Source organism: Pantoea sp. UBA4549 (assembly GCF_002387285.1).
Lineage (GTDB): Bacteria > Pseudomonadota > Gammaproteobacteria > Enterobacterales > Enterobacteriaceae > Pantoea > Pantoea borealis.
The window spans coordinates 82,608-99,649 of record NZ_DGLH01000018.1; the positions used below are offsets into that span (position 1 = coordinate 82,608).

Sequence of the window (17,042 nt, forward strand, 5' to 3'; positions counted from 1 at the left end):
CAATCCTTTGGACCATTTTTTTTTAAATTAAAGAAAGAGGTCAGGCCGTATTAAGAAAAGAGCACTGACGCTCGTGCAGCATCGATAGTCACCAGCCCGGCCAGCAGCTGCTCCATGTCAGACTGCATACGGGTTTTATCCGTTTCACTCCGGCCCGTGCGGGCACGCAGTAACTTCAGCCGGCGGGACTTTACTTCAAATAACAGCGCTGGCTCCCACTCCGCCAGCGTCATACTCTCTGCGGTATCATCGAGCGCGCCCAGCAGCTGCAGTGCCAGTTCCTGACGACCAGACTGTTCAGCGATCCGTGCCATCAGCAGGCGAAGGAGCCACTGCTGGCGGGGAGTGCGAATACCGGGTCGCTGCTGCAGCCAGGCCAGCGCAGCTTCAATGCCCTCCCTCTCTGCCAGCTCAGTGGCCTCACTCTCCAGTAACAGCACGTCATCTTCCGGCATGCCCGTCGCAGCGGCGGGATCGGATCTGAACGTACTCTCTGTTATCAGTACCTGCTGCTGGATCCAGCTCAGCGTCACCTCATCCGCAAATGGCATGCCGTCGCTGAAGGCCAGCGTTTCCAGCCCGCGCAGGCGTGAGAGCAGCCCTTTCAGATCGTCCTGAACAATAGCTGCAAATTCCGCATGCCCCAACCGCAGCTGCGCCTGGTGCTGATACCACTGCAGGTCAAGCCAGAAGTGGTTGGCACCCCGGCTGAACAGGCTGTCCGCCTGCTCAGCCAGTTCGGCCCAGCTCTGCTGAAGCCAGAGGCGTTTAAGCAGGGCGTGCTGGTCAGATTTTGGTGGCGTAACACGACTGTTGCCGTTACCTGACAGCAGCGGCAGCTGACTGAGCGTGTCATGGCGGAGGGTTTTCATCAGCCGGTGTGCGGCCAGCGCGCCATTTGGCTGCTCGCGCAGATAAGCTGCCAGCGCTCGCGCCTGTTCCATCAGCTCCCGCCCGGAGCTGATGGCAGCCAGAGCTGGCGCTGCCGGTGTTGAAGAAGCGTCTGGTTGCGGAACGTCCGCTGCTGTCAGCGGCACCACCGCATCAGGGCCGCCAGCGTTAAGCAACCGGCCCTCGAGCGCACTGTAAAGACCACTAAGGTTTGTACCACCCTGTGCCCTGCAGATGTCATCAATAGCCAGCAGCGCCGCCACGGTGCGCTGCGCCGTGGCGATCGTCACCTCCGGATAGAGCGTCAGCGCGTCCAGCACGCGCACGCTGGATATAAAATTCAGCGCCGCCTCGCGACTGCGCGTTCGCTGCGGATGCAGGTCGTCACCAAAGCGCTGCAGCAGACCCGCCAGCAGGGCCAGGCCCTCAGCAAACCCCTCTTCGCCATCCTTCTGCAGGCGTGCGAAGCTATACCAGACCGCTACGCGGATATCTTTCGCTTCCGACGTCAGTATCTGCGCTGTCAGCGAACAGATAAGCGTCGTATCCGCACCAGACAGCCGGTTCATCTCTTCCTGCATCTGCTGAAACGCATCGGTATAGGTCGGATCTTCACCGGCGGGGAGGCTGGCATTCACAGGCTGCAGCCAGTGCTCCCATAAAAGAATGTGCTCAGCAGCCTGTACGCGGAGGTGTTCCGCATCCATGCCGCAGGCGCTAATCAGGGATTGCAGGGGCATCACTCCTCCTCACTGAAGTCAGCATCATCCGACGGGCTTTGGGTGCTGCCGGTGATAAAAATATCGGACGGAAGCGTAAAGTTGCGCAGCTTCAGCAGCACCAGCGGCCCCTCGCCGGCTTCGGTACGCAGGATATAATTTAACGGCCGTCCGTCAGGGGCATGCCAGGTAAGCTGCCAGCTGCTGCCGGACCCCGGTCTGGCACTGATCTGCGCCTTCTCCAGCAGACGGATCAATCCCCAGCTGCCTGGCATGTCAGCGTACAGACGGCTGCCTGCTTTGGTGCTGATCCAGCTCAGCGATGCGCCCGGCGCTTCGGTGTCGGCAGGCCAGGTAAAGCGCCGCCAGACCGGCTGCTGGTTCATGTAAGTCAGCTTCTGGCTGTCGATTATCAGGTCAGTCTGCATCACGTCTGCTGCCGTTCCCGGACGCAGCTCAAAATGCAGGCCGGCATCACCGCTGGCAAATATCACGTCAGCAATCTGACTGAGCTGATTAAGCGCCTGCAGAAAAGCCGGATTAAATGTCAGTCCGCGGGCGTTAATGCGGTCCGGTACCCAGCGGGTCCCTTCGCGGTGCAGTACGCCGCTCAGGCGAGCGTGCAGAAAGCGGGTAAGGCGTCCGTTTTCCGCATTCAGGTATTTCGCCAGCAGCGGCAGTGATACCTCGCTGCTGACGTTTCTGAACGGGTAGCGGCCGCCAAATGCGCGGTTCCACTCGTTCACCACGGCCTGCTGCCACTGTGCGTTGAAGCTCCGTGCAGCCGGCATCAGCACCTGCTGCCACGCCTGCTCTATCGGGCGCACAAACACTGTCTGCCCGAAACCACTCCACTCCTGTCCCAGTCCGGCGGCGACCAGGCTGCCGTAGTCACGTGTCTCCGTCAGATCAACGCTCTTGCCCTGAAATACCGTCTGCGCCAGCGTCTGCGTCATCGCCTGCGGATCTGCCGCACTGGTGATCTGCTGCAGACGCAGGCGCACCTGGGTCACGCGCGTCAGAAAAGTGCGCAGGCTCAGGGTGCTGCTGCTCTGATTATCGGTCAGCGCCAGCAGCGGTCCGAAGGTGGCATCAAGCGGTCCCCGCGGGCCGCTGCGCTGGTCAATCGCCGGGCGCTTCTCCCGGTTAAACAGGTTTTGCGCCGATCTCACCAGCGAGTCGCTCATCGCGTCGCCGCTCTGTGCAGTACGCCCCTGCAGGTTGAGCGTGTTCATCAGCGCTACCAGCGGCGACTGTCTGACGTCCGCTATCAGCGTGAGCTGGTCAATTGCATCGGAGAGCGTTGGCGCGGGCTGCAGGCGCAGACTATTAAGGAAGTGCAGCCAGGCCGCACTGTAATCGGCAAAGTAGCGGCTGGCGAACCTCGCTTCCAGTGCCTCAGGCGAAGCAGCATCACCCGCAGGCGGCGGTGCATCACTCAGCACCCAGTCCATCTCTTCACGCCGCTCACGTGCCACCTGTTCAATGGCAGGTTTAACGCCCTCTTCCCACGCCTGCCGGGTGAACATGCCGGGCACAACCTCATCGGTGGTAAAGAGGCGACCGGCATCCGTATCCCCGGTCATATCGGCCAGCCGCATATCGGCGTACTGGTGCTTTATCCGGGCAATCACCCGCTGATATTGCCGCGATTCGCTGTTGGTCACCCCCATCTGGCGTACCAGCAGAGTGCGTACCTGTCCGACCAGATCCGGGTCGGCTTTCAGTGACCATTCGGAATGTGTAATGAGATGCTCCGCATAGAAGGCCAGCAGCGGCTGCCCGCTTCCCTGCCAGCGAGCGTCATCCAGACCCTGCCGCTGCGTCCAGCTCTGCATCAACGTCTGGCTGAACCAGGCGGCATCCATACGTTCAGGACGCGCCAGCATCAGATAGAGTCTGAGATGCACATAGGCCTGCTTTGCCTGCGTTTCGCGCAGCGGGCTGTCGGGCGGGAGTGCGGCATAAGCCTGCAGTGCATCGGTGAGCCAGTCTGCGGCGGCGCCGCGCAGCAGAGGCTGTGCAGCCTCAAGGTAGCGTGGCCATAAGGCAGACCGCAGTTCTTCGTTCTGACTAAGCCCGGCGCGCTGATACCATGGCACGCCATGTTCCGCGCGATACTCCAGGCGAGCCAGCGTATTCTGAAATGCAGTCAACGCGTTCATGCGCTGTTCAGGCGACTGATTCGGCCTGACGGCAAGCGCGGCCTGAGCATTTACCTCAGCAATCTGTCTGTAATTAGTTACGTATGCCATGCCTATCCACGCAGCCCAACCCACCACTGCCAGAGAAGCACAAGACGCCATCACCTTTTGCCATGGAACGCCCGGCTTACGTGGCCGAAGCTCTGCAGGAAGTGTCTGAACTGACGCAGGCAGAACATCCCAGCACTTATCCATGCGCCAGTGGTGCATAGCAGCTTGCCTTGCACCCGCAGAAGGCTGGCTGAACACCAGCCCCGCGAGCGATAGTGGGCTGGACGGAGTGAGCATCGCTGAGAGGAGCGCGGTCACGTTCTCCGATCTGCGGCTGAGCTGATCAGCGAGCGTCAAAAGAAAGTGATGGTTTATATCACTACAGGCTTGCTGTAGCCCCTGCGAGATGAGGACCGGCGTCAGGGCAGTCAGCGTTTCTGTTAAAGCCTTATTATGACAGCCGGCAGGTAGCAGACAGCCAGTGGCCTGCGTGATGCGACCTTCCGGCTTACCGGCGCATGTATGCAGGGACCAGACATATAGCGGAAGCTTCCAGCCCAGCGCATCCATCCGGGCGCGAATGGCATGAGAGAGGGGATCCATGCTGCTCTCAGAAAGTAGCGACAGCGGCTGCTTCAGTCCCGTCGCTGACAGCTGGTCGAACGCCGGAGTCACCCACACCACTCCATCAACCGGACGGCGACGCAATCTGCGTAACGCCATCAGCCAGGCAATGTCAGCAGGTGTGTTAAGATCGCCCCCCCACAGCAGCAGCGTGCCACGGTCTTCCTGCCAGAGCTGAGCCGGCAGGCCCGGGGTTAACTGTTCCACTTCATCAACTGCACCGGTTATCAGCAGGATGCGCGTTTTACCTGCCCAACGGCGACCGTGGAGGTTACGCAGGGTAAGGCGGATAGCATCAACGGTGACGTTACGCGGTGCGGTTTGTGCAACACGACTTTCATCAGCAGGCAGGACATTCTTTCGCTTAGCCTCTAAGCGATGCCAGCCCTGCTGAATAGCCAGACTCATTGTTCTGCCATGACGAAGCATCATCAACAGAAATAACGCACCGGCAAGTACCAGAATTTTCATAAGCGTAGTATGCAGCCCAATCCTGTCGTCAAAGTGCCATATCAGCCAGACAATCCCTCCTGCAATAAGGGCGGAGAATCCCAGTCGGCCCCACTCTCCACGCCATAAAGAATCACCTGTTTTCATTGGTTATATTCCCTGTTTGCACTGTATTGATAAATTCCTGCTCACCATCCGTTGAGAGCATCAGGCAGTCCGCTTTTTGTAAATTAACGATATCGCTGGCTACAGCAGCCAATATCCATGGAGAGAAAGGGCCACTTATTCCGGCATATTTTTCCAGCCAGTAAAGCTGTTCAGGTTTCCAGTAACCGCCATATTCTCTGGCTGAATTAAGCAAACGGAAAAATGCATTACCCCAATCCACTTTGTCACCAACGATACTGACCGCTGAACAGGCCTGTGTTTGCGTTGAGAAAAACATATTCAGTGACGTTTCTGATATCGCCCTATCAAGTTTCATTGGACGCAAAACACGGGCGTTAAAAGAGAGGCTGAATTTTGTGACTACATCATCGGAGGTCAACATAAGAAGAGCCAGCGCATCACTATACGCATCTCCTCCCTGAGTCTGATGAATCAGGATTAGTTCCACATCCAGCGCAGGTGCCCGAATTCGCTCATCCAGTGAAAGGAAGGACTTCGACTTAAGAATGGTCAACCGGGGTCTCGGGCGATCGGGAATAGCTCTCTGCCAGGCATTCATAAATGCAGCCTGCAACGCAGGCAAATCATCAGAAAAATCGGTCAGCAATGTAACGACAGGTACGATACCTGAAGGCAACTTTGCTAAAGCCTGATTTCCCCCTGCAAGCAAAACAGAAAAGTGCGCCTCAGGAGTGTGCAGAGCGATTCGTCGGGATAAAAATGAGCTTTGCTCCAGCGTTGGCGGAGAAGCCAAAAGAATTTTAGATGTCAGATTTGCAGGCAATATAACACCGCTGTGCAGGACTGCGATGTTGCGGCCACCCCACTCTTCCCACTGCTGTTGTGCAAATTCTGCTTCACTTAATTCAAATTCATGCCTGTTAAACGCGTTGTTGTAGAGCCAGCTGCGCAGGCAGAGAAAAAATATCCAGAGAACAGCAGGAAATGCGGCGACGGCCCAAAGACTATATGTTTGAAGTACCCCTGCCAGTTTATTAGCATGCAGGACAAATAATAGTATGCACCCGACCAGTGCAAGAACCCCTGCTATTATCCACAGGATGAATGAAGGCTCTTCGGGCTTAGCTGATATTGTTGATTTTTGACGCTCCCAACTCATTATTTATCCTATTGCGCAATCCGTCGCACTGGAAATAACCTGACAACCACATTCGCAGTGGCAACCATTAACAACCACGGCTTTACCATCTGATATCCATTCTGGCGAGCCATCGATAATAGCATTAATGCCATAGCCATTTATCGGGCAACTTATTTTATCGCCAACAAGGGCGACACTCTTTCCATTGATTACCATTGTTGATGAGGCGGAAATGACCTGTCCACCATGTGTGGTTTTATCACCCAGCAACACAAAACCTTTCGACATATTGAGACCCATATTTAATTCCGCATATAAATTTCATTATGCATATAATTTTATTAGTTCTTTTTTTAATATCTTTCAACTTATCACACGCATTGTAATCACCTTTAGAGCAACTATTTTTGAACAGTTCGACGGCCAGCTCCTTGTTTTCAGCAACCCCATAGCCATCGAAGTATATCGTGCCCAGGTGATACATCGCCGAAGGCTGGCCTTGTTTTACTGCAATCTCAAGCCAGTTTCTGGCTTTGGCATAGTTCATTTCAACTCCCTCACCATTGAGGTATGCGTAGCCTAAATTCATTTGGGCAGTGGCATTGCCATTTTTCGCTGCTTTCTCATACCAGTAATTCGCCTTTTCGTAGCTTTGCGCGGTTTCTTTTCCGTAATAATAAATATCACCTAAATCAACCTGAGCATCCGTGTTTCCGAGTTCAGCAGCGATCTGGTAGAACTCGAAGGCTTTTTTCATATCCCGCGGAACTCCCATGCCTGAATGATACATCTTAGCTATTTTATTTGCATCGTCCGCCCTGGTTGTTGATATGGCATCGGCAATGGTTGTTGAAGAAAATAAACAAGCAGAGATAAAAATAAGAAATAATCTATTTGATGATTCCATAAGAAAATCCATTTAGATGAGAGGGAAGTTGCCTGACTAATTTTATTTAAAATATAGTGGCTTACCAGATCCCATAAAGATACTTTTTATCTTTAATAAAATCAGGAGTATCCCCATAGTATACATATCCATCTGGATGTCCTGTGACACCTTTGCACATATCTAGTTCTTTACCTGAAACAGTTATTATTTCTGTATCGATTAGTGGAATATCTGAATGACCATATTGCCTCAGCCAGACGCGAACTTTCCCCTCAGGCGCCAGACCTATCAGCATCGTCTGTCGGTATGCATTTTTTCCCGGATCTAAGACATCAGGATAGGGGCTAATCATCTTTCGCCATGTATCCTGAGTGAAAAATAAAGTGGATTGGTAAGTTTTCTTATCGATTATTGAATCCCAGCAAAACATCATTATTTGCGGCAATCTTTTTGCCTGATTAAATTGCGTATTTCCTGCTGAATTCTTTTCACTCCAGCGTCCTGTGCTGATACCCCGCGGTTGATCAATAGTCCGATATGTAGATGCATAGCCATCTATGTCCAGCAGCTTTAACACTGTTACCTGAGCCGGCAAAGATTTAGGCGTGGTAAAAGCAAAATACCACCTCTCCCAGGGAGTCTTGTAACTGTCAGGTTTATTGCTGGTACAGGCGGTAGTAAAAATCAAAATTAAGAAAACCGAAATCAACCAGGATATATTTTTCATAGCCACCCTCACTTTCTTTTTGCAGGCTACGCACAACGAACTGATAATATATTTAATAAATAGTTACCCCGTATTTAAAAAATATTCACCAAGAGCCATAAGGATATTTTTTATTTGAAATAAACGCTTTCGTTTTATTGCTGTAACCATAGGAAAAATTACTTCCTGTGACACTTTTGCACATATCTAGTTCTTTACCTGAAACAGTTATTATTTCTGTATCGATTAATGGGATATCTGAATGACCATATTGCCTCAGCCAGACGCGGACTTTCCCCTCAGGCGCCAGGCCTATCAGCATCGTCTGTCGGTATGCATTTTTTTCTGGTTTCAGAACGTCAGGGTAAGGGCTAATCATTTTTTCCCATGTATCCTGAGTGAAAAAAAGAGTGGATTGGTAAGTTTTCTTATCAATTATTGAATCCCAGCAAAACATCATTATTTGCGGCAATCTTTCGGCCTGATTAAATTGCGTATTTCCTGCTGAATTCTTTTCACTCCAGCGTCCTGTGCTGATACCCCGAGGTTGATCAATAGTCCGATATGTAGATGCATAGCCATCTATGTCCAGCAGCTTTAACAATGTCACCTGTGCCGGCAAAGATTTAGGGGTGGTAAAAGCAAAGTACCACCTGTCCCAGGGAGTTTTGAGATTGTCAGACTGATCGCTGGCACAGGCGGCAGTAAAAATTAAAATTAAGAAGGCCGAAATTAATCTAATAATATTTTTCATGAGCAACCTCTCTTCTTATTGAAGGCGGCGAAAACCGAAATGAGGTTCAGATGGGTTATTAAAATGGAACACCCCAACTCTAAAACAAATTTATTCACCATGAACCATAAGGATATCGTTTTCCATTTATAAATTTTTTTATGCTCTCATTATATTTATATCCATTAGGAAAGTTCGTTTCGCCTTTACACATATCAAGATCCCCTCCTGAAACAGTTATTATTTCTGTATCATTTAATGAAATATCTGAATGACCATATTGCCTCAGCCAGACGCGGACTTTCCCCTCAGGCGCCAGACCTATCAGCATCGTCTGGCGGTATGCATTTCTTTTCGGTTTCAAAACGTCAGGGTAAGGGCTAATCATTTTTTTCCATGTATCCTGAGTGAAAAATAGCGTGGATTGATAAGTTTTCTTATCAATTATTGAATCCCAGCAAAATATCATTATTTGCGGCAATCTTTCGGCCTGGTTAAATTGCGTATTTCCTGCTGAATTCTTTTCACTCCAGTGTCCTGTGCTGATACCCCGAGGTTGATCAATAGTCCGATATGTAGATGCATAGCCATCTATGTCCAGCAGCTTTAACAATGTTACCTGTGCCGGCAAAGATTTAGGGGTGGTAAAAGCAAAATACCACCTCTCCCAGGGAGTCTTGTAACTGTCAGGTTTATTGTTGGTACAGGCGGTAGCAGTACACACAAGCAATAAAAGCTGAATTGGTCTGGTAATTAACCTCATGATTTTCCTCCCTGCATATTCCACACAGCGCGAACCCAGCCAGGATTCGGACGATTGATATAAAAAAAAATCAGATGATTTGACAGCGCCATAGATAGTTTTTACTTTCTTCCCGTCCAGCCAGACATCTTTAACAACTACAGGGTTCCAGTGAGCAGAGCAGTGAATATATTTCCCAATAGTTTCTAATTCAGATGAGGAAAACGACGTCATCACACCACCGCTTCTTACCATTTTTCCCTGGTCAATTGCTTTTTGACATAAAAATTCAAGTTCACGAGGCAAAGAAAAATTCTCATCCTCGATGATAATTTCCTCAAATATTACTCCCGCTTCCTGAGCCGCATCCAGCATCACTCGTAAACTCACTTTGCTCCAGTCATTAGTCACTACTCTCTCAATAGTTATTGCCGCCCCAACACGTTTTTGTAGGGTGCCACCACGTTTTTTATCCTCGTTGACCAGATAGTCATACCAGGTCTCTGTCTTTACCTCACCGCTCGGAATTATTGCACTTAACCCTGGATTACTATTGAGATCGGATATTTGTGCCACTGAACGCCGATAAACATTGGTCATTTCAGAAGAAATACCTTCATTAACAGTTTCGTTTCGGGGCTCGGTCAGGTAAAGATATTCTTTTTCCCTCGGGTTATAGCCACCGCCGATATCTGAATGCACGCCTGGCAGGGCCAGTTCCGGCCACGATTCCCTGATGCTGTTAAGACTAAAGTTGTAGCGGCACTCATGCATTGCCGTAATTTGAAAGACTTTCTGTGCAATACCCGGAGGTAAATCCAGCTCAATGCCAGGGTTCACACCATTATGTACATCAAATAAATTGCTTACCGTACCTACCGCGCACACGGTATCAAATAACCCCAGAAAGCGGGTTTCTCCTGCAGGTTTACCATGGTGATTTCGACCGCCCAGCCCTTTAGCTATTGCCAGCCGTATGGCTTTATCGTTATTTCTTACACGATTCACAAAGTGGCGGGCTGCGGCTGCTCCGCGACTAAATCCAAAAACATCGAACTGAATTTTCTCAATGGCAAAATTTACTCCCTGGTTAAGCGCCAGGAATTCCGAAATTTGCTCAGTGATAAGAGCGACGCCTTCGTCAGATTTATCAACCACACCATAAAACCAGCCGCCTGTCGCCATACTTATCGAGCTATCGCTATTACCTCTGACAGTACCAATGCCCTGTACATAGATTGCTCGTTGATAAACTGCCTGCCCCTCAATCACTTCGTCATCGGTAGCGTAAAGCATATTCAGCCAGTGAATATTAGAATAATACCCAATATAACTCCCGGCACTGCTGATATTCCACCCTAGTTTCCTGGCGCAGGCTTCTGCATCTTCTGCCTTCATTCCAACATCGAGATGAGAACATGACTCCAGAATGCGGTTCTGAGTATTAAATGTGTTGTTTCCCGTACCATCGAAAAAAACCCCAATAACAATTGTTATTCCCGGGACAGGCTTACGCTTACAGACAATTTTTTTCTCTGAGATATTTACATCAGTAAAATGCTCACATTCAGTGGCTTCCCATGCATGGTAATCAGGCATAGCTATAGACTCCCTGCTGAATCGCCAGTGCCAAGGATCTCAATTTTTAATTTCCCGGGCATTGCAGTATAGATCGGCAACGTCTTTCCGTTGTCATCTGAAACCCCATGGAATACCTGCCCATCAGCAGTTGTTACCCTATATTCAGTTTGAGGGATGATTTTACCTGCCTCGTCAGTCAGAGAGTAAACACCGCCATAGCCTTTTTGGAATTCAGGAGCAGGCGTGTCTGCAGAAGCTGCTCCCATTTTCTGAACATTGGCACATTTCAGCAGAATATTTCCCGGGCAGCCCAGCTCAATATTTCCATTACTTAACCTGATGTAAGCACCGTCGCAGTTAATGACCAGTTCCGTTGCTGCTGTAATACTAATTTTACCTTTGGTGCTGGTTACGGCGATGTCTTTTTTCGCTATGACGTCCAGCGCATCATCCTGCGCCTGGATTTCAACTTTTCCTTTTGCCGCAAATAGTTTCATACCAGCCTGACGTGCCAGCATACTGATGGCTTCACCTGCCGCTACCGTAAAGCGTTTCATCACGCTGATATCAGCATTTTTTTGCGCTACGATCCCTACGCTGGCGCTTCCCGAGGATACGCGTACGCCTTCCGGACTGCTGATACTTACTCCCTGCGGTGCATTCAATACCATCCCCGGCTGTACCAGTTCTGTCAGTGCGTCTGTCATTAACTTCTGGCTTTGAATATCCGCTGGATATGCCTGCGCACCTTCTGCCGCACCTGACAGGCTTCTGGCAATACTCAATGCATGTTCAAGCTGTGCCTCAGCTTCTTTCATGGAGAGCATTTTGTCGCTGCCATATGACTGGCTGTCCGCACTGATGAATACACCGGCTCCGCCACGAACGGTTACCCACTTATCGGTGCGTAATTCAGCCCCTTCACCACGAAGAACCCTGCTCGCGTTGACGTTATGTCCCAGATTCAGCTGCGTTTTCCCGCCATACTCCGTGCTAAGCTTGATGTGCTCCTCACCGCGCTTATCCTCCATACGCAGCTTATTCAGGCCCGCCGTACGGATGACATTGCGCGTGCTGTTTTTTTCAGTGACGTGATCGACATGACGTGAATCATGCAGCGCATGAGCAATATAGGGCTGATCAGGATCGCCTTCGCGGAACGCTATTGCCACCTCAGTGCCCTGTATCAGCGGGAAGTGGAAGCCGTACATGTCGCCGCCGTAGGGTTTCGCCAGCCGCACCGGCATGCTCTCCAGACCGCGCTCCCGGCTCTCCTCATCGGCGTCAAACACCACGCGGTATAAACCCGCTGCGTCCTGCCAGGCGTAGATATCGTTATCTTTCGCACTGGTCACACGCGCCGTCATGGTGCCGCTGACTTTTGGGCGGGCAAGCAGAGCGGGACGCCAGCAAAGGGTTTCACTGTAGGGAACGGCGCTAAGCGTTATGCGCATTGCAGACTTTCTGCTGGCAACAAATCCCAGCCTGACTATAACAAGTGGATTGAGAAGCTGTTCCGGTAAAGAGGGGGGTATATTATTGTCGGTGACAGTAATAACCTGCCCCGCAGCAAGGCCAGGATCGCTGCTTGTACCTGCGATAACAGACTGCGCAGCCAAAAATCGTTCGTGATCGAGTCGCGCATAGAAGTTGGCGGTTTCCGCAGAGGGAAACATTTTATCGCCTGCCTGAAGATGTCGGGCGCGATAATGATAAGCCTTCCCGTAATTGATTTTGTCGCCATCGCCCCGCGTCATATCTGCTTCGTCAGAGCGTAAAACATATTGTGCTGCGCGGTGATTATAATCTTTTGCCGTCACGCTTTTTTGTACAATATGATGCTGCTGATTTAAGCCCCAGACTGATTCGACGCCTCCATCCTCCATGCCTGAGGGCGTGCTGAACAGTAATACTGTTCCTGTTTCAAATGCTGCTTGGCTATCACCAAAATGAACAACCTCTGTACGAACGTCTTCCTGCAACCGGAAATAGTAGAAAATGCCGACCTCAGCTAATATTCGCTGGATGAAGGCTAAGTCGTTTTCCTGGTACTGGTTAATTTGCTCGCGTCTGGGATAATCCTGCTTCAGACTGAATTGATATTGCCAGCTCTTCAGACCAAGCTCTGCTAATATCTGAGAAACGACGTCAGTAACAGATTTATTTACAAAAAAACGATGACTACGAAAATTTTTCTCAAGTAATGCAATGAAGGGTTTAATCTCAATCTCATACAAAACCTGATCGACGGAACTTTGCAGTCGTCGAAAACCAGTGACAATGCCATGCACAGTTTTTCGTGTTTTTCCGGGCAGCATTTCATCCCGCACGCCTGGCGTGTCATGCATAGTGAGCCAGACATTTTTACGTAACATTTGCTTAGGCAGAATATCTGACTCGTCGCTGGTAAACCTGATAGTATAGCGATAGATTTCACTCAATCCCTCCTGAGCATCAAATTCTTCGACATCCATTTGAAAGAGACAGTCAGGTATTTCCAGATGAAATCGATTGTGTGAAAGCGCAGATGACTTAGTGAGATAATTATAAGAGATCATTTATCCTCCATGATAAGATCAATCCCCATCAGGGGTGCCTGTGTGCTTTCATATCCGGTAAAAAACAAGCCAGCTGAGTTGTCTAAAGCATTAAATGCTTTCGCGTGAAAAATTTAATGGTCAACATCAAATTCGTTATACATTTTCTCAAAGCTGTATTTTATCAATTTATAGCCTGCGTATGTTTGTAACAAAAAAACGATGATTAAGACATATCGATAATCATTGGTTGAAAGAAAAGCATAACAGATTGATATGATTAGCCCTGTCGTCATTAGCACTGAGCCTGCTGCTCTTACAGCGAGTGATGCCAAAGTTAAGCCTAAACATTTTATTAAAGAATTCTTCACGGCTCCTCTCATCATACTTTTAGTCAAATAAAATCAGCTTTTTAAACCATTAGAAAAGTATTTACATAACTCATCAAACTCAAGAGGATTTTCTTTATGTATATCGCAGGCTCTTTCAAAAGGAGCAACCGTATCTTTAATAATGAAGTACGAAACCTTCATCTGAACATAAATGACGTATAGAAAAGAATTAGCAAGACTATCCATACGGCAACGAATGCGAGCATCTGCTACAACCGGGTATTAAGGCCATATAAGGGGCCGAAATGAAGCATCAAGGCCACTGTAATTACTGAGATGCAGGCTATTATGGCGGCAAGTCCCTTTCTGCTCCATGCACTACCCGGCATCATTATTTTCACTCCCTGGGGTAACAGTACTGACAAAACGTTCTTTACCTGAAGTAAACATCCCTAAAACCGGTTCGTTGCTGACAGACACAATATCGGCCAGTAATATGGCTAACAGCCACGCGCTCCCGGTTCCTGGAATACCGTTATATTTTTCCAGTACATCAATTTCCTGCGGCACCCACGGTGTCAGATGTGATTGAGACGCTGTCATTAGATCAGCAAAACAATCATTCCAGTGCCCGTAATCGCAAAACACTTTCGACGTCTGACAGGCGATCGTTTGTGTTTCAAGGAATAAACCTATATCAGCCTTGAAATTTGGCATGCATAGCGGCATCGGTCTCAATATGCGGGAAGAATGGTAAAGGTTGTGTTTTTCAACAACATCGTCACTGGTCACTATTATGGTCGCGAGTGCATCGGAATAATGTTCATTTCCCTGATGCTGCAATATCAGAATCAAATCGATATCGAAAACAGGATTTTTCAGGCGCTCTTCAACCCAGGCAAAAGAAAGGGTTTCACAACATGAAACCGAGCCTGTTATCGCATATCCGGGGTAGGTTTTTTCCCATGATTCGCGGAACTGAGTCTCGAAGTCAGACGAAATCATGTCGCTCACAATGGTAACGTTGAACCGCCCTGTCGCAGGCAATATCGCAATTGCATTTTGTACACCGGCCAGAGCCAGTTCGAGCAAGAGGGTGGACGTCGCCGATTGCGAATCAAAATGGCTGGTGAGTGAAAGAAATTGCGGTGCATCCGCAGCGTCTGATTTAACAATGGCGTCAGAGGTCACTCCAGAAGGCAGCAGTATGCTGCTTCCAAGCACAGCCAGATAACGTCCTGCCCAGACTTCCCATTGATGCTGTACGTATTCAGCTTCTTGCTGCAAAAAATGATGTTCATTGACTGCTCTACCCCATAGCCATCCTCGAAAACAAAAAAGTAAAAACCAGCCAATAACCGGGCTGGATGCCATCCACCAGATATTGAATACAGCCTGTGCCTTAATCATGCCTGATGCATGTAGAATAAATAGCAAAATACCCATAACCGTGGCAACACTACCCGCCACCAGCCACCTAAAATAAGACGGCTGAGGTGGCAACTCAGTTATTTTGGGTTTGGATCTTTCCCAGCCCATTTATCATCCTACGGTGCTGTTCATCGCACTTGAAATTACCGTACAACCACACTGGCACTTGCACCCATCGACAACAACAGCACGACCATTGAAAGTGCGATTCGGCAAACCTTCTAAAATTGGATTTGCTCCATGACCCTGAACCGGGCAACTCACCATGTCACCGACCAATGCGGCTTTTTTTCCATTGACTGTAATAGCGGAAGAAGCGGTAATTACTTTCCCGCCATGGGACGTTTTGTCGCCAAGTAAAATCAGACCTTTTGCCATATCTCATTATCAATAGAAAAAATAATCATTTTATTTTCATTTTGTCGACTTTATCAAAGTCAGGGAAGAGAGTTCTTGCAGGAGCAAAACTTCCGTCCGGATAAATTATTTGAGGATAAACACCTTTTATTTTTTCTTTTGGTTCAACATATCTAATCACTTTACTTTCATCTAATAAAGGCTCAAATAGAATATTATCGCCATCAGTAATCCTGTATTTTAAAAAAGTTCTCTTTCCATATAAAGAAAGATCTTTCATTTTTTTATTTATATTCCACTCTGTTATATAAGGGTAATATTTGTGCGATATTTTCAAATCCCCTTTAATGAATCTATATTGTCCATTTCGGGAGGCATCGTTATCAAAAGCAAGCGATACTCCTACAGCAGCACCGGGTACCAAGTCTTCGCCAAGGTGCATTACATCAATATATTCAATACCAAGTGTTACGGCACTCAGCATCCATTTACACGAGCCACCACCAGTCATAGCAACTTTTGCTTTCCAGATATCCCCACCCTCTTGCTGCATGGGGATCCCAATAACGTTATAGCTGGGTTCCGTGATAACTGAGCCATCAAAGCCACTGATTCTCCTTTTCATGCATTCATACGAGATGTATCTGACCTCCAGCGGGAACGGTTTCGTATACTGAGACGGGTTTTTCACTTCAATATTGACCCATTTTGTATCCGCCGGTGGAGATAACGTTTTGTTAGCAGCTCTATTTATGCTGCACCCTGATAATGAAAAAAACGCCAACGAGAGCAGAATGATTTTTGATTTATTATACATTTTCCATTACCTCTTCTCCATATTGAGCAAACCGTAAAAGCGTATCGTTGCCAGACGGCATAGACAGCGTAGGGGAAAGTGATACATCCAGGAGCTCTTCGATATCCAGAAAGATTTTATTTCTTTTTAACTCTTTATCTGGTATGCCATCTTTATTTTCTGCCATCTGCTCCCTGAATGAATCAACGTTGTACCGATGCTCAGTAAAGGTGCGTTTTTCCACTATGCCAGCATTATCAATCAGCTCTAGCACTTTGTTGTACATATAGGGCATATAGGAAGTCATAAAGTGATTAAAGAGATTTAAATTAATCCCTCTGTCCGGGTTACTGCCTTTGGGAAAAAAGTCAGTGAGATCTGCCTGCATTAGTGATGCTTTAAACTCTTTCTGCTGCTGACCGGCCTGCTGCATCTTCTGTTCCGCCAGCGCGGGTACCAGGAAAAGTTTAGTCTTAAAGGGTAGTAAATTTCTGATGGTAATACACCCTGCCGGCGTTGGCAGGTCTCTCTTGCACTCTTTCCACTCCCTGCTCTGGGTGGCGGTGAGAAAGGCCACCGTATTACCGTGGTGCCAGAAGCAATCTCCCCAGGCAACCATCTGGTAAGCGAGAAGTTCACCTACTGACCAGAAAAAACCGAGCGTTCCCCCCAGCCATCCCCAGAGTTTATATAGTTCATTATCCAGATTAGCTTCTGCTGGAACCGCAGGAATTGGGTCGTTATCATTAACATGGCGGAAATGAGTAATCTCCGACAACTGCATCACGG

Annotated in this window: 13 protein-coding genes; all 13 read right to left on the reverse strand. The window is 48.8% G+C overall.

Going from position 1 to position 17,042, the window contains the following annotated elements:
- Positions 1-50: 50 nt before the first annotated feature.
- Positions 51-1,634, reverse strand: coding sequence for a type VI secretion system protein TssA (gene tssA / locus B3041_RS16160; RefSeq protein WP_292977200.1), 1,584 nt, complete (start codon positions 1,632-1,634; stop codon positions 51-53).
- Positions 1,631-5,026: an ImcF-related family protein gene (locus B3041_RS16165; protein ID WP_292977202.1), complete on the reverse strand. Its 3,396-nt coding sequence runs from the start codon at positions 5,024-5,026 to the stop codon at positions 1,631-1,633. The genes tssA and B3041_RS16165 overlap by 4 nt, the downstream gene beginning before the upstream one ends.
- Positions 5,013-6,167, reverse strand: a complete 1,155-nt coding sequence (locus tag B3041_RS16170; protein ID WP_292977204.1) for a hypothetical protein — start codon at positions 6,165-6,167, stop codon at positions 5,013-5,015. Before B3041_RS16170 ends, B3041_RS16165 begins: the two co-directional genes overlap by 14 nt.
- 3 nt (positions 6,168-6,170) lie before the next feature.
- Complete coding sequence (locus B3041_RS16175; protein WP_292977206.1) at positions 6,171-6,437, reverse strand: PAAR domain-containing protein; 267 nt, start codon at positions 6,435-6,437, stop codon at positions 6,171-6,173.
- Positions 6,409-7,056: a tetratricopeptide repeat protein gene (locus tag B3041_RS16180; RefSeq protein ID WP_292977208.1), complete on the reverse strand. Its 648-nt coding sequence runs from the start codon at positions 7,054-7,056 to the stop codon at positions 6,409-6,411. The genes B3041_RS16175 and B3041_RS16180 overlap by 29 nt, the downstream gene beginning before the upstream one ends.
- Before the next feature lie 61 nt (positions 7,057-7,117).
- Positions 7,118-7,765 (reverse strand): DUF2931 family protein, encoded by a 648-nt coding sequence (locus tag B3041_RS16185; RefSeq protein ID WP_292977210.1) that lies wholly within the window; start codon positions 7,763-7,765, stop codon positions 7,118-7,120.
- Between the two features lie 85 nt (positions 7,766-7,850).
- Entirely contained in the window at positions 7,851-8,498 is a 648-nt protein-coding gene (locus B3041_RS16190) for a DUF2931 family protein (RefSeq protein WP_292977212.1), read from the reverse strand.
- A gap of 94 nt (positions 8,499-8,592) precedes the next feature.
- On the reverse strand, positions 8,593-10,818 hold the full coding sequence (locus B3041_RS16195; RefSeq protein ID WP_292977214.1) for a DUF2931 family protein: 2,226 nt from the start codon (positions 10,816-10,818) through the stop codon (positions 8,593-8,595).
- 2 nt (positions 10,819-10,820) lie between these two features.
- On the reverse strand, positions 10,821-13,358 hold the full coding sequence (locus B3041_RS16200; protein ID WP_292977216.1) for a type VI secretion system Vgr family protein: 2,538 nt from the start codon (positions 13,356-13,358) through the stop codon (positions 10,821-10,823).
- Positions 13,359-14,047: 689 nt separating this feature from the next.
- On the reverse strand, positions 14,048-15,208 hold the full coding sequence (locus B3041_RS16205) for a hypothetical protein (protein WP_292977218.1): 1,161 nt from the start codon (positions 15,206-15,208) through the stop codon (positions 14,048-14,050).
- A gap of 3 nt (positions 15,209-15,211) precedes the next feature.
- Positions 15,212-15,478 carry a PAAR domain-containing protein gene (locus B3041_RS16210; RefSeq protein ID WP_292977220.1) on the reverse strand — a complete coding sequence of 89 codons (267 nt, stop codon included), beginning with the start codon at positions 15,476-15,478 and terminating at the stop codon, positions 15,212-15,214.
- Positions 15,479-15,503: 25 nt separating this feature from the next.
- The gene (locus B3041_RS16215) at positions 15,504-16,274 is read right to left on the reverse strand and encodes a hypothetical protein (RefSeq protein ID WP_292977222.1); all 771 of its coding nucleotides are present in this window, start codon (positions 16,272-16,274) and stop codon (positions 15,504-15,506) included.
- Positions 16,267-17,037, reverse strand: coding sequence for a hypothetical protein (locus B3041_RS16220; RefSeq protein WP_292977224.1), 771 nt, complete (start codon positions 17,035-17,037; stop codon positions 16,267-16,269). The genes B3041_RS16215 and B3041_RS16220 overlap by 8 nt, the downstream gene beginning before the upstream one ends.
- Positions 17,038-17,042 lie beyond the last annotated feature (5 nt).